Source organism: Citrobacter sp. Cu233, from assembly GCF_030332225.1.
Taxonomy (GTDB): domain Bacteria; phylum Pseudomonadota; class Gammaproteobacteria; order Enterobacterales; family Enterobacteriaceae; genus Citrobacter.
Window position 1 is genome coordinate 127,643 of sequence record NZ_JAOWIF010000031.1, and the last position, 13,475, is coordinate 141,117.

Annotated in this window: 10 protein-coding genes; 5 read left to right on the forward strand and 5 right to left on the reverse strand. The window is 53.8% G+C overall.

Annotation, left to right across the window (positions count from 1 at the left end; all coding sequences use genetic code 11):
* The first annotated feature begins 110 nt into the window (after positions 1-110).
* The 3 genes from ypfJ (at position 111) to ypfH (ending at position 3,780) form a co-directional block, all read left to right on the forward strand.
* A complete protein-coding gene (ypfJ, locus tag OGX95_RS07035) occupies positions 111-977 on the forward strand; it encodes a KPN_02809 family neutral zinc metallopeptidase (protein WP_286628920.1) in 867 nt (288 codons plus the stop codon).
* Positions 978-992: 15 nt separating this feature from the next.
* Positions 993-3,008: a tRNA(Met) cytidine acetyltransferase TmcA gene (locus OGX95_RS07040; protein WP_286628922.1), complete on the forward strand. Its 2,016-nt coding sequence runs from the start codon at positions 993-995 to the stop codon at positions 3,006-3,008.
* A 73-nt stretch (positions 3,009-3,081) separates the two neighbouring features.
* Positions 3,082-3,780, forward strand: a complete 699-nt coding sequence (ypfH, locus tag OGX95_RS07045) for an esterase (RefSeq protein ID WP_286628923.1) — start codon at positions 3,082-3,084, stop codon at positions 3,778-3,780.
* A 47-nt stretch (positions 3,781-3,827) separates the two neighbouring features.
* Here the strand turns inward: ypfH and OGX95_RS07050 are convergent, their stop codons facing one another.
* The 3 genes from OGX95_RS07050 to OGX95_RS07060 all read right to left on the reverse strand — a co-directional run bounded on the left by OGX95_RS07050 (position 3,828) and on the right by OGX95_RS07060 (position 5,666).
* Positions 3,828-4,028 carry a YpfN family protein gene (locus OGX95_RS07050; RefSeq protein WP_003835080.1) on the reverse strand — a complete coding sequence of 67 codons (201 nt, stop codon included), beginning with the start codon at positions 4,026-4,028 and terminating at the stop codon, positions 3,828-3,830.
* Between the two features lie 27 nt (positions 4,029-4,055).
* Positions 4,056-5,183 (reverse strand): succinyl-diaminopimelate desuccinylase, encoded by a 1,128-nt coding sequence (gene dapE / locus OGX95_RS07055; RefSeq protein ID WP_286628925.1) that lies wholly within the window; start codon positions 5,181-5,183, stop codon positions 4,056-4,058.
* 108 nt (positions 5,184-5,291) lie between these two features.
* Positions 5,292-5,666 carry an ArsC family reductase gene (locus OGX95_RS07060; RefSeq protein ID WP_286628926.1) on the reverse strand — a complete coding sequence of 125 codons (375 nt, stop codon included), beginning with the start codon at positions 5,664-5,666 and terminating at the stop codon, positions 5,292-5,294.
* A 386-nt stretch (positions 5,667-6,052) separates the two neighbouring features.
* On the opposite strand from OGX95_RS07060, the gene ypfM reads away from it, so the two are divergent.
* Positions 6,053-6,112: a protein YpfM gene (gene ypfM, locus OGX95_RS07065; RefSeq protein WP_001386977.1), complete on the forward strand. Its 60-nt coding sequence runs from the start codon at positions 6,053-6,055 to the stop codon at positions 6,110-6,112.
* A 71-nt stretch (positions 6,113-6,183) separates the two neighbouring features.
* Here the strand turns inward: ypfM and acrD are convergent, their stop codons facing one another.
* Together acrD and narQ are read right to left on the reverse strand one after the other, a co-directional pair.
* Positions 6,184-9,297 (reverse strand): multidrug efflux RND transporter permease AcrD, encoded by a 3,114-nt coding sequence (gene acrD / locus OGX95_RS07070; RefSeq protein WP_286628927.1) that lies wholly within the window; start codon positions 9,295-9,297, stop codon positions 6,184-6,186.
* Between the two features lie 184 nt (positions 9,298-9,481).
* Positions 9,482-11,179 carry a nitrate/nitrite two-component system sensor histidine kinase NarQ gene (gene narQ / locus OGX95_RS07075; protein WP_286628928.1) on the reverse strand — a complete coding sequence of 566 codons (1,698 nt, stop codon included), beginning with the start codon at positions 11,177-11,179 and terminating at the stop codon, positions 9,482-9,484.
* A 264-nt stretch (positions 11,180-11,443) separates the two neighbouring features.
* Between narQ and aegA the strand changes: the two genes are divergently transcribed.
* On the forward strand, positions 11,444-13,423 hold the full coding sequence (gene aegA, locus OGX95_RS07080) for a formate-dependent uric acid utilization protein AegA (protein WP_286628929.1): 1,980 nt from the start codon (positions 11,444-11,446) through the stop codon (positions 13,421-13,423).
* Positions 13,424-13,475 lie beyond the last annotated feature (52 nt).

Genomic DNA, 13,475 nt, shown 5'->3' on the forward strand with positions numbered 1-13,475 from the left:
GATCGCTCTCCGGCTCATCAATCCCCCGATTTTGATTACTGTTTCTTATGGTAATCCTGTTCCGAACCGCCTACGATCATCAACATAATGAATAAAAAGTTGAGGTGACTATGCGCTGGCAAGGGCGTCGTGAAAGTGACAATGTGGAAGACAGACGAAATAGCGCCGGTGGTGGTCCTTCCATGGGCGGCCCCGGTTTTCGTTTGCCGAGTGGTAAAGGCGGTATCATTCTGCTGATTGTGGTGCTTGTCGCGGGCTATTATGGCGTGGATCTCACCGGACTCATGACCGGTCAGCCTGTTTCGCAACAGCAAACCACACGCTCCATCAGCCCGAATGATGACGAAGCCGCAAAATTTACCTCAGTGATACTGGCAACGACCGAAGATACCTGGGGGCAGCAGTTTGAAAAAATGGGGCGCACCTATCAACAGCCGAAGCTGGTGATGTATCGTGGCGCGACGCGTACTGGCTGCGGTGCGGGCCAGTCCGTGATGGGACCGTTTTATTGCCCGGCGGACGGCACGGTATATATCGATCTTTCCTTCTATGATGACATGAAAAATAAGCTGGGCGCGGATGGCGATTTTGCTCAGGGCTATGTCATCGCGCACGAAGTGGGCCACCATGTGCAGAAACTGCTGGGTATTGAACCGAAAGTTCGCCAGATGCAGCAGAATGCCTCTGAGGCTGAAGTGAATCGCCTTTCTGTTCGTATGGAACTGCAGGCGGATTGCTTTGCGGGTGTCTGGGGACACAGTATGCAGCAGCAGGGTGTACTTGAATCCGGCGATCTGGAAGAGGCGCTAAACGCCGCTCAGGCCATTGGTGATGATCGTTTGCAACAGCAAGGGCAAGGACGCGTGGTGCCCGATAGCTTTACTCACGGCACCTCGCAGCAACGTTACACCTGGTTTAAACGCGGCTTTGACAGTGGCGATCCGGGACAATGTAATACCTTTGGCAAAGGCATTTAAGATATTGAGGCAGGGATGTCTGACAATGCTGCACTGAGTGCGCTCACAGAACGCATGGCCCGAGAAGGGATTCGCCGTCTGCTGATAATCAGCGGCGAAGAAAACTGGTGCCAGGCCCAGGCGTTAGCGCTACGCAATACATTGCCCGGCGACTGGCTATGGGTGGGGGCAACAGCCCCTGCTGAGCCAGGTTGCACACCACAGGCGCTACAAACGCTGCTGGGGCGTGAATTTTGCCATGCCGTTTTTGATGCCGGACAGGGGTTTGACGCGGCGGCATTTGCCGCACTCAGCGGCACGCTCCGCGCCGGGAGTTGGCTGGTGTTGCTGACCCCCCCCTGGCAGGACTGGCAAACGTCTCCGGACGCGGATTCCCTGCGCTGGAGCGACTGCGCCGAACCTATCCCAACACCACACTTTGTTGAACACTTCAGGAGAGCAGTGACCCGTGAGGGGGAAACGCTGCACTGGCAACAGCATCAGGCGAAATCCTATCCGCATTTTCCTGTGCGAGCAGACTGGCTGGCGGCAAACGGCGATCCTCAGCCGGAACAGGCGAAGATTTTACATTACCTGCTGGATATGCCTCCGGGTGTGGTTGCGGTGACCGCCGCGCGTGGTCGGGGAAAATCCGCGCTGGCTGGGCAGTTGATTTCGCGTATGACGGGGACGGCTATCGTTACTGCACCGGCTAAAGCGGCAACGGATGTACTGGCGCAGTTTGCTGGGGAACGCTACTGCTTTATGGCGCCGGACGCGCTGTTAGCCAACGCTGAAACGGCTGACTGGCTCGTTGTTGATGAAGCGGCTGCTATTCCTGCGCCGCTTCTACATCAGCTGGTTTCACGCTTTCCCCGCACGCTGTTAACGACAACCGTTCAGGGCTATGAAGGAACCGGCAGAGGGTTTTTGTTGAAATTCTGCGCTCGCTTCCCACATCTGCGGCGCTTTGAATTACAACAGCCAGTGCGTTGGGCACAGGGATGCCCACTGGAAAAAATGGTCAGCGATGCGCTGGTGTTTGATGATGAAACCTTTACTCATGCGCCAGAGGGTGAGATTCGCTTCCGCGCATTTGATGCGAAAGTCTGGCATACCAACCCGACGCTACCGCTGGCGGTCTATCAATTGCTCTCCGGCGCGCATTATCGCACTTCACCACTGGATCTGCGCCGGATGATGGATGCGCCGGGGCAGCATTTTCTTCAGGCATCGGGCGTGGACTCTGTTGCGGGCGCTGTCTGGCTGGTGGATGAGGGGGGACTATCCGCAGCGTTAAGTCAGGCTGTGTGGGCGGGATATCGTCGGCCAAGAGGCAATCTGGTTGCGCAGTCACTGGCGGCGCATGGCAGCGATCCGCTGGCCGCAACGCTGGTTGGGCGGCGGGTTAGCCGTATTGCGGTTCATCCCGCTCGTCAGCGGGAAGGTATCGGGCAGCAACTGATTATGCAGGCCCATCAGTATTCCTCGCCGTGTGATTATCTTTCCGTCAGTTTTGGTTATACGGCCGAATTGTGGCGTTTTTGGCAGCGCTGCGGTTTTGTTATGGTGCGGATGGGGAATCATCGTGAAGCCAGCAGTGGGTGCTATACGGCAATGGCATTACTTCCTATCAGTGATGCAGGGCAGCGTCTGGCTGAGCGGGAACATCAGCGATTGCGTCGTGATGCGGCGATCCTCGCACAATGGAATGATGAGTGTATCCCGGTCGTTCCACTGAAAGAGTCTACGCTTAATGATGATGACTGGGATGAGCTGGCAGGGTTTGCCTTCGCGCATCGGCCGTTACTCACATCACTCGGCTGTCTGAGTCGTCTGCTCCAGCACTGTGAACAGCCTCTCCCGGCGCTGCGAGGGCGTTTACAGGAAAAATGCAGTGACGCGGAATTGTGCAAGCGGCTGAAGGTCTCGGGGCGCAAAGCGTTGTTGCTGGTTCAGCGTGAAGAGGCGGCACAGGCGTTAGCGCAGTTGGATACCGAACGTCAGCAACGGTTACGTAATCGCATTATGCAATGGCAATTTTTTCACTAACTTCTTCAATTTCCTGGCATGGTCATTGCGGTTAAGCGGCGTAGAATAATTCTCATCAGTTAAGGAGATCGCCATGAAACATGACCATTTTGTTGTTCAAAGTCCCGATAAACCCGCTCAACAGCTACTTCTGCTGTTTCATGGCGTCGGCGATAATCCGGTAGCCATGGGCGAAATTGGTTCCTGGTTTGCACCACTGTTTCCGGACGCGCTGATTGTCAGCATTGGTGGCGCTGAGCCTTATGGCGCTGCCGGTGGGCGTCAGTGGTTTTCTGTTCAGGGTGTAACAGAAGAGAACCGTCAGGCGCGTATTGATGCCATCATGCCGGTCTTTATTGACACCGTTCGCTACTGGCAGCAGCAGAGCGGCGTTTCCCCTCAGGCTACCGCGTTGATTGGTTTTTCTCAGGGGGCGATTATGTCACTTGAGAGTATCAAAGCTGAGCCGGGGTTGGCATCGCGGGTGATTGCGTTCAATGGCCGCTACGCCAGCTTGCCGGAAGTGGCAACCACAGCAACGACGGTGCATTTGATTCATGGTGGGGAAGATCGGGTCATTGAACTGTCTCACGCCGTCGCAGCGCAGGAAGCGTTAATTCGCGCTGGTGGGGATGTGACGTTGGATATCGTCGACGACCTGGGTCACGCCATTGACGATCGCAGCATGCAGTTTGCGCTCGATCATCTGCGTTTTACCGTACCGAAGCACTACTTTGATGAAGCGCTGAGCGGTGGTAAGCCTCACGATGATGATGTGATTGAGATGATTTAAACGAAAAGCCCGGAAAAGAAATGATTTTCCGGGCTTTTAAATCGTACTTACTTCTTAGGTTGGTCTTTGTTCGGCCAATCGTCGTCATCGTCCCATTTATCGTTAAAATCACGATGCGGGGGAAGCTCCGGCTTATTGGCAAGAAACTTCTTGTGGTCGACACGCTTAAGATCTTTAATCACATTCAGCAGTACCCCCACCAGAAACACCAGCACTAAAATCCACCAATATTTTGCCAGCCAGTCCATGCTCATTTCCTCTTGCAGGAACACTCATCAGGCGACGAGTTGTTCCATGATACGTTGATACATACGGGCAAGCAGCTGCAGGTCGGCGGCATTGACGCATTCATTTATTTTATGAATGGTGGCATTGACCGGCCCAAGTTCCACCACCTGTGCCCCCATACGGGCAATAAAGCGCCCGTCGGATGTCCCGCCTGTCGTCAGTAACTGCGGTTTAATCTCATTATAGTGCTCAATGGCGTTCACCACTGCATCCACCAGTTTACCGCGTTCGGTGAGGAACGGTTGGCCGGAAAGCCACCAGTCTACTGTGTAACGCAGTTGGTACTTGTCCAACAGTTCCAGTACCCGCGACTTAATCATTTCGTCGTTTAATTCGGTGCTGAAACGGAAGTTGAACTGAATAAACAGTTCGCCAGGGATGACGTTGTTGCTGCCCGTGCCTGCCTGAATATTGGCAATCTGCATGCTGGTTGCCGGGAAAAATTCATTGCCCTGATCCCATTCGATAGTCACCAGTTCATTCAGCATTGGTGCAGCCCGGTGTACCGGGTTATCGGCCAGATGCGGATAGGCCACATGCCCCTGAACGCCGTGGATCGTCAGGTTGCAGGTGAGGGAACCACGACGCCCATTTTTCACCACGTCACCGACGATTTCGGTGCTGGACGGCTCGCCGACCAGGCAATAATCCAGCCGCTCGTTGCGCGCCATCAGCGCTTCGACCACCTTAACGGTGCCGTTTTTAGCGCTGGCTTCTTCGTCTGAGGTGATTAAAAACGCCAGACGGCCTTTGTGGTTAGGGTGCTGGGCTACGAAACGCTCGGCTGCAACAACCATCGCCGCCAGCGAGCCTTTCATATCGGCAGCGCCACGCCCGAACAGCAGGCCGTCGCGGATCGTCGGTTCAAACGGCGGATTAATCCAACGATCAACGTCGCCGGCAGGCACTACGTCGGTGTGACCGGCAAATGCCAGCGTCTCACCTTGTCCGCGCCATGCCCAAAAATTCTGTGTGTCACCAAAATCCATACGCTCAACGGTAAAACCTACCGCGCGCAGGCGTTCAATCATTAACGCCTGGCACCCGGCATCATCCGGGCTCAGGGAGGGACGGCGAATAAGCTGCTGTGTCAGCTCAATAACCGGGCACGACATAGACTACACCTCATTAAAAAACTGCATATACTCGTTGTTTTTCAAGCCGCATGTGCGGCGACGGCGTTCACTCGCCCCAGTTACTTACTTCAGTAAGCTCCAGGGGACTTACTCGCTCGTTGCCTTCCCGCAACTCGAAATCCATAGAGTATAACTGGATTCACTAAAACCAAGCAGCATAGGCTTACCCGGCTCGCAGAGCAATGGGCGTTTGATAATTGCCGGCATTTCAATCATCAACGCAGCGGCGGAAGCTGCATCGGTGATTTGGCTGCGCGTGGATTCATCCAATTTACGCCAGGTAGTTCCGCGCGTATTGAGCAGCGCCTCCCAGCCTAACTCGCTGATAAAAGACTGTATGAGTGCATTGTCCAGACCGTCAACGCGATAATCATGGAAGCGGTAGTCAATGCCGTGTTCCTCCAGCCAGCGTCGGGCTTTTTTAATGGTATCGCAGTTTTTAATGCCGTAGAGGGTAATCATTTGAATCCTTATTGACGTATTTTGAATATTTATTCTTGAACGGTGTTATTCCGGATAATACATATTGTCACTCAATCGTTATAGAAAAATATAACATTGTTGTTGAAGAGTGAATAATGATTCCTGAAAGTTCCAGAACCTCGGCTGGGTTGAAATTCAGAATTTACCTGTTTGCATCCGACTGTTTTTCCATCAGATTGTCAAAGTCGTAGATTATGTATGAATATTTCAAAATATTGCCGTAAGTCACATAAAATTTATGGGTATGGCGCATAGTGATGACATGACCCCAGGCACTGGAGGATGTAATCACAAACATCGGTTAAATGTTCTTCTTTTGATGATGATGATTTTGTAGAATGCTCATAATAATAAGAGAGGTTGTTATGATTGAACGTGAACTGGGGAACTGGAAAGACTTTATCGAAGTGATGCTTCGTAAATAATTTTCTGGAAGAAATTCATATCCTGAAAAGGATGAAAAAGGCGACTCATCGTAAGTCGCCTTTTTTGTGCCTTATTCAGGCTTTGGCTTCAGCGGGAAGCGTCTACGCACCAGCACAAAGAACAGCGGAACGAAGTAAATCGCCAGAATGGTGGCTGAAATCATCCCACCCATTACACCGGTCCCCACCGCGTGCTGGCCGCCGGAGCCAGCACCGCTACTGATTGTCATCGGCAGCACCCCGAAGATAAACGCCAGCGATGTCATGAGAATCGGGCGTAAACGTTGGCGACACGCATGCAGCGTAGCATCGAGCAGGTCGTGTCCTTTTTCGTTCATCTCGTTGGCGAATTCAACAATCAGTATCGCGTTCTTCGCCGATAGCCCGATTACTGTTAATAAACCGACCTGGAAATAAACATCGTTTTCCAGACCCCGCATCCAGGTCGCCAGCAGCGCACCAATGACCCCTAACGGTACGACCAGCATGACGGAGAACGGAACCGACCAGCTCTCGTACAGCGCTGCCAGACACAGGAACACGACTAACAGTGAAATGGCGTACAGGGCAGGAGCCTGAGATCCCGAGAGCCGTTCCTGATACGACATTGCCGTCCATTCGAGGCCAAACCCGGTCGGTAGCTGATGCACCAGCGACTCCATCACGTCCATTGCTGTACCGGTACTGATGCCGGGCGCTGCTTCGCCGACAATCTCGACGGCGGAGTAGCCATTATAGCGTTCCAGACGCGGTGAACCGGTTTCCCAGCGCGAAGTGGCAAACGCCGAGAACGGCACCATGCCGCCGCTATTATTGCGTACGTACCACAGGTTGATATCGTCAGGGAGCATGCGATATTTCGCCGCCGCCTGCACGTAGACTTTTTTCACGCGACCACGGTCCATAAAGTCATTGACGTAGCTGGAGCCCCACGCTGTCTGCAAGGTGTCGTTGATATCATCAATAGATACACCCAGCGCCTGCGCTTTGCGCTGGTCGATATCAATTTGCAGCTGTGGGCTGTCGTCCAGACCATTATGGCGTACGCGGGTCAGGGACGTGTCTTTCCCGGCAAGTTCTATCAGTTTGTCGCGTGCGGCCATTAACGCGTCATGGCCTGCGCCTGCGTGATCCTGCAACTCCATATCAAAACCGGCAGAGCTCCCCAGACCACTAATAGCCGGAGGGCTGCTGGCGAAGACGCGAGCCTCTTTAATCTGGTTAAAGGCTTTGGTGGCGCGTTCGATAATGGCAAATGAGGTGCCGGTGGTGGCGTCACGATCGTCCCAGTCTTTTAAGCGGACAAACATGCGCGCCACGTTCTGTCCGTTCCCGCCAGGGCCGGAACCGACAGTCGAGAAGACCGACATGATGTTGTCTTTTTCATGAGTGAAGTAGTACTTCTCGACTTCCTCAACGACTTTTAATGTTTGCTGCTGCGTGGAGCCGCTCGGCAGCTGTACCGAAGTGGTAAACATGCCGCGGTCTTCCAGCGGCAGGAAGGACGTTGGCAGTCGCAGGAACAGGAATACCATGCCGCCGAGCAACAAGCCGTAGATCAGGATCCAACGCAGGCTACGATGCAAAATCCGGGCAACGCCTTTTTCGTAACGTTCAGCGTTGCGGTTAAACATTCGGTTAAACCAGCCAAAGAACCCGGTCTGGCCGTGATGTTCGCCCTTATGCAGCGGCTTGAGCAGCGTGGCGCACAGGGCCGGAGTCAGGATCATCGCCACCAGAACAGACAGCACCATTGCCGAGACAATGGTAATCGAGAACTGGCGGTAAATGGCCCCGGTGGTGCCGCCGAAGAAGGCCATTGGAATAAACACCGCCGACAGCACCATGGCAATACCCACCAACGCGCCCTGGATCTGCCCCATTGATTTACGCGTGGCTTCACGCGGCGAGAGGCCTTCTTCGCTCATGATGCGCTCGACGTTCTCCACTACTACAATGGCATCATCGACCAGCAGACCGATTGCCAGCACCATCGCAAACATCGTCAGCGTGTTGATGCTGTAGCCAAAGGCGTAAAGTACGGAGAAGGTGCCCATTAACACCACCGGGACGGCGATGGTCGGGATAAGCGTCGCGCGGAAGTTTTGCAGGAACAGGTACATTACGAGGAAGACCAGCGCGATAGCTTCGAGCAGCGTTTTCACCACATCGACAATCGACGCTTTGACGAAGGAGGTGGTTTCATACGCCACCTTGTATTCCAGCCCGTGCGGAAAATACTGCGACAGCTCATCGAGGCGGTTGATGACCCGTTCTGCTGTTGCCATTTCATTGGCACCAGAAGCCAGTTTGACCCCAAGTCCGGACGCGGGGTGGCCATTAAACCGGCTGAGGTAGTCGTACTTCTCGGCCCCCATTTCGACCGTTGCCACATCGCCTAGTCTGACTTCCGAGCCGTCCTGGTTAACACGTAGTGTAATGTCGCGGAACTGTTCCGGCGTTTGTAGTAGCGACTGCGCGTTGATCGTTGCATTCAACGCCTGTTTGTCCACAGAAGGCGTACCGCCAAGCTGCCCTACCGCAATTTGCGCATTCTGTGACTCAATAGCGTCCGTCACATCTTTGGCGGTCATCTGGAAGCTGTTAAGTTTGGCCGGGTCGAGCCAGATACGCATGGAATACTGTGAGCCGTAGGCGTCAATATCCCCGACCCCGTTAATACGGCTAAGCGGGTCCTGAATATTACTCGCCACGTAGTCGGCGATGTCCTGCTTATCCATTGAGCCATCGGTGGAGACGAAGGCGATGGTCAGAATATTGGTGTCCCCGGTCTTACGCACCGTGACCCCCTGATCCTGTACCGCCTGCGGCAGTTTACGCATTGCCGATTGCAGCTGGTTCTGCACCTGCTGGACGGCCTCGTCAGGATCGGTTCCGGCGACGAAGCTCAGCATCACCGTCGCCTGACCGGTTCCGCTGCTTTGGGATGACATATACATCAGGTTATCGAGGCCGGTCATGTTCTGTTCGATAACCTGGGTTACGGTGTTTTCCAGCGTTTGTGCCGATGCACCAGGATAGTTCGCGGTGACGCGTACGTTTGGTGGTGCCAGGTCGGGATATTGTTCAACGGGCAGCGAAAAAATAGCCAGGGTTCCTGTCAGGCACAACAGGATAGCTAACACCCAGGCAAAAATGGGGCGATCGATAAAAAAATTCGCCATTAAAAGGGGACCTCGTGTTTCTGCGTATCGTTATCGGTATGACTTGCTTCACTGTAGCGGCAAGGTACGGGCCAAACGTGGAGAAAAAAAGAAGATAATGTAAATTATCATGCCCGTTTACAGCGTACCTTTTGTACCAATGCCGTCAGGCCTGAATTCAGGCTTTCCGACGCGTTGTCGTTCTTTACGTTAGCTGACTGTCGGTCTCTGCCGATCGAAAGCTGATACTCACTAGCGTGCCGCCTCCGGAAGGTTGCGAGAAGGTCAACGTACCGCCGAGTCTCTCTGCGCGCTCACGCATAATATTCAAACCATAGTGCCCCGTAGGCTCATGGGGCTCACCGATGCCGACACCGTTATCACGGATATAAACGGTATGATTACCATCCGGCGCGGTCACACAACTGACAGCAATTTCGCTGGCATTGGCATGCTTAATGGCATTCAGCACCGCTTCACGGATGATCTGCAACAGATGCACCTGCATTTGCGCGTCCAGTGCCAGTGTTGGCAGCCGACAATCGAGAGTCAGTTTAGCCGATGTTTGATTTTGCAACGTTTCCAGCATTTCATGCAGGGCGGAAGGCAAATCGGCCTGCTGTAAGGTCAGGCGGAAGGTGGTAAGCAGTTCGCGCAATTGGCGATAGGCATCATTCAGTGCCTGGGAAAAGTCCGCCATGATGCTTTGCGCCGGAACGTTATCCTGCGGAATAGAGCGTTTCAGTAGCGTAAGCTGAATACGTAAATAAGAAAGTACCTGCGCCAGCGAGTCGTGGAGCTCGCGTGCGATGGTCGCTCGCTCTTCCATTAACAGCAGTTGCTGAAAATGTTTTTGCGCCTGATTGAAGTACAGCCCGCGCCCGAGCATGGATGACACGCTATTGAGCAGCGGTGTGGAAGCACTCACGTTAGGGCTTTGCCAGTGTAATTCACCATAAACGGTCTCCTGCATCGTGACCGGCAGGATCTGCATCGGCAGGTCGGGGCTTTTCGTTCCTTCGCTGATTCGCCAGTTATCACCGACGGTGAGCTCCAGGAAATACGCGGCGTCATGTTCGCGGACAATCTGTAAAATATGGCGGAAGCAGTACACGTCAATCTGGCTGGTATTCAGTGCCTGAGAACACTGATATAACACTTCCAGACGGCGATTGGCTTCGTGGAGATCGTGGGTTTTCTCGGCGACGGAGGCTTCCAGCGAGCGGTACAGCTTATGCAACTCACTCGACATCTGGCTAAACGTCTTCGCCAGTAATCCCAGTTCGTTGGGGAGTTGTGTATCCAGCGGTGAGATATCAAACCGACCGTGTTCAATATGCTGGCTGGCCGTCACCAGCTTATTCAGCGGGCGCACGACCTGCTGGCGAATACGCCGTAGCGTAAAGAAAACGAGGGTGAAGATGCCGATCCCCCCCGCCAGCGATATGCCAAAAACCAACATCACTTTGCGCTCGGCATAATGCTGAAGTGCCAACACAAAGAGATCTATCTGATCGACGTAGTTGTTGATATTAGACTGATACCACTGCAAGTCGCCATTAATCAGGCGGGCGTTCATTTCCAGCCAGTTAGCATGCAGGCGGCCATAGCGACTTTTTACCGCTTGCGGCACATACCAGGCGTTCAGATTTTGCAATGCTGGCGCGTTAAGCGCTTGCTGGAAAAGCTGACGGTGGGCGTTTAACTGCGGGCTCTGGCTTTGCAAATCGTAACCTAATCGATAGCTCTGCATACGCAGAGAGCCGGCAATATTGATGGCTTCAGCATCCCGCAAACTGCTGGTCAGCGTAAGCAGTGCAATACCCGTAGAGAGAATTGACAGCAGCACGATGTAGAAAAAAGCTTTGGCTAAACTGGCCGAGACAGGACGCTTTACCGTCACTCGCACATCCTCACACAATACGCGTCGCGCCTGGATACAGCCCGAACGACTCAGTGTAGTTGATAAATGTTAATAAAATCGCCATGAAACTGATTGCTAAATGAAACGCAATTTCATATTCGATGAAATAAATTGATCTGCCACAGGTTCTGGATAAATAGTTGTGCTTCCTGGGCAAATGAACATTGCCGCCCTCTTCAGGGTCGGTTAATAACAACAGTCATATAAAGAATAAGGTTTTCACAACCAAAAAAGAAGGAAGCCATGAATCGTTTTATTATGGTCAATAGCCAACAGTGCCTGGGATGCCATGCCTGTGAGGTCGCCTGCGTCATGGCCCACAATGACGAGCAACATGTCCTGAGCCAACGGCATTTTCAGCCCCGAATTACCGTCATCAAGCATCAGCAACAGCGCAGTGCAGTCACCTGCCACCACTGTGAAGATGCCCCTTGCGCCAGAAGTTGCCCGAATGGGGCCATTAGTCATGAGCACGACAGCGTTCAGGTGAATGCGCAAAAGTGTATTGGCTGCAAATCGTGCGTCGTTGCCTGTCCTTTTGGTACGATGCAGATCGTACTCACTCCCGTCGCTAAAGGAAAGGTAAAAGCAACGGCGCACAAATGCGACTTGTGTCAGGGGCGTGAAGAGGGTCCGGCTTGCGTGGAGAACTGTCCGGCGCAGGCGTTACAACTGGTGACGGAAAGCTCGCTGACCGGATTATCAAAAGCACGCCGGCTGCGTACGGCAAGTCTCGAAAGTCAGCCCTGGCATGCCAGCTCGACCGGTTTTACGGCCCATCGACTCACCAGGCGCGAGCAGATGCAGGCGACGCCACCGCGCGGTGAACCGGATAAATTGGCTATAGAAGCCCGTAAAACCAGCTTTGATGAAATATACCTGCCATTTCGTACGGCGCAGGCGGAGCGGGAAGCGTCCCGCTGCCTGAAGTGCGGAGAACACAGTATTTGCGAATGGACCTGCCCACTGCATAACCACATCCCACAGTGGATTGAACTGGTAAAAGCCGGGAACATTGATGCGGCGGTAGAGCTTTCTCACCAGACTAACTGCCTGCCAGAGGTGACTGGACGCGTCTGTCCACAGGACCGACTGTGCGAAGGGGCCTGTACGGTGCGGAACGAGCATGGCGCGGTGACTATCGGCAATATTGAACGTTATATTTCTGACCGTGCACTGAGCAAAGGATGGCGACCCGACCTAAGCCATGTACAGAAAGTCGATAAACGTGTCGCCATTATTGGCGCAGGTCCGGCAGGTCTTGCCTGTGCAGATGTGTTAGCGCGAAACGGCGTCAGCGCTACCGTGTTCGATCGTCATCCTGAAATTGGCGGTTTACTGACATTTGGTATTCCGGCTTTCAAGCTGGACAAATCGTTGCTGGCACGCCGTCGTGAAATCTTTAGCGCGATGGGTATTCATTTCGAACTGAATTGCGAAGTGGGTAAAGACGTGGCGCTGGCATCTCTGCTTGAAGACTACGATGCCGTCTTCGTCGGCGTCGGTACCTATCGCTCGATGAAAGCGGATCTGCCAAACGAGGATGCGCCCGGCGTGTATGACGCGCTGCCGTTCCTGATTGCCAACACCAAACAGGTGATGGGGCTGGATGAGCTGCCGGAAGAACCGTTTATTGATACCGCCGGGCTGAACGTGGTGGTGCTCGGCGGCGGCGATACGGCGATGGACTGTGTACGAACCGCGTTACGTCACGGTGCGAGTCAGGTGACCTGCGCTTACCGTCGCGATGAGGCCAACATGCCTGGCTCGAAAAAAGAGGTAAAAAATGCCCGCGAAGAAGGGGCTAACTTTGAATTTAACGTCCAACCGGTGGAACTGGTGCTGAATGCCGAAGGGCGCGTCAGCGGCGTGCGTTTCTTACGTACTCAGCTCGGTGAACCTGACGCACAAGGGCGTCGTCGTCCGGTACCCATTGCCGGGAGTGAATTTGTGATGCCTGCTGATGCGGTAATTATGGCGTTTGGTTTTCATCCTCACGGTATGCCGTGGCTGGAAACTCACGGCGTGAAGGTTGATAGCTGGGGGCGCATCGCTGCTGATGTTGAGAGCGCATACCGTTATCAAACCACTAACCCGAAGATCTTTGCCGGGGGGGATGCAGTTCGCGGTGCAGACCTGGTCGTTACTGCGATGGCGGAAGGGCGTCATGCTGCGCAGGGCATCATTGACTGGCTGGGTGTAAAATCAGTCAAATCTCACTAATCCACTGACAAGGCCGGGCAAGGCGCGTTAGCGTTGGCATCCGGCCTTGTAC

Coding starts and splice junctions, on each gene's coding strand:
- ypfJ (WP_286628920.1), top strand. CDS start 111: ATGCGCTGGCAAGGGCGTCGTGAAAGTGACAATGTGGAAGACAGACGA.
- OGX95_RS07040 (WP_286628922.1), top strand. CDS start 993: ATGTCTGACAATGCTGCACTGAGTGCGCTCACAGAACGCATGGCCCGA.
- ypfH (WP_286628923.1), top strand. CDS start 3,082: ATGAAACATGACCATTTTGTTGTTCAAAGTCCCGATAAACCCGCTCAA.
- OGX95_RS07050 (WP_003835080.1), bottom strand. CDS start 4,028: ATGGACTGGCTGGCAAAATATTGGTGGATTTTAGTGCTGGTGTTTCTG.
- dapE (WP_286628925.1), bottom strand. CDS start 5,183: ATGTCGTGCCCGGTTATTGAGCTGACACAGCAGCTTATTCGCCGTCCC.
- OGX95_RS07060 (WP_286628926.1), bottom strand. CDS start 5,666: ATGATTACCCTCTACGGCATTAAAAACTGCGATACCATTAAAAAAGCC.
- acrD (WP_286628927.1), bottom strand. CDS start 9,297: ATGGCGAATTTTTTTATCGATCGCCCCATTTTTGCCTGGGTGTTAGCT.
- aegA (WP_286628929.1), top strand. CDS start 11,444: ATGAATCGTTTTATTATGGTCAATAGCCAACAGTGCCTGGGATGCCAT.